This is a genomic window from Mesorhizobium sp. M7A.F.Ca.CA.002.04.1.1, assembly GCF_004022805.1.
Lineage (GTDB): Bacteria > Pseudomonadota > Alphaproteobacteria > Rhizobiales > Rhizobiaceae > Mesorhizobium > Mesorhizobium ciceri.
Window position 1 is genome coordinate 1 of sequence record NZ_RZPL01001337.1, and the last position, 414, is coordinate 414.

At 66.2% G+C, this 414-nt stretch carries 1 protein-coding gene; it reads right to left on the reverse strand.

Annotated elements, in window-relative coordinates; translation table 11 throughout:
- Window positions 1-80: 80 nt before the first annotated feature.
- Window positions 81-414 (reverse strand): LysR substrate-binding domain-containing protein (locus ENZ75_RS34090; RefSeq protein WP_245481385.1); only part of this gene is annotated, 334 nt, incomplete at its 5' end.

Sequence of the window (414 nt, forward strand, 5' to 3'; positions counted from 1 at the left end):
GGGCATGGCGGCACTATAGGCGGATTCGCGTCGCGCGGGAGGGGCAGAATTGCGCCAGCGGTGGATCAGTGGAAAACGACTTATGCCTGCGCCGCCAGCCAGTCGCGCACCTTGCGGGCGTTGTCGCTGAGCTCCCGGTTCTTCGGCCAGACGACATAGAAGGCCTTGCCGGTCTTCAGCACATGATCCGTCACCGGCACCAGCAGGCCCGACGCCAGCAGCCGCTCGGCGAGATGCCGCCAGCCGAGCGCGATGCCTTGGCCTTCCATGACACCTTGGATCACCAGGCCGTAGTCGTTGATGCGCAGGCCGCGCGCGGTATCGCTGAGATTGGCGCCCGCAGACTGGAACCATTCGTCCCAACTGGCCGCCTCGCGATACGGCTCCTCCAGATGGATGAGGCGGTGCGTGGCC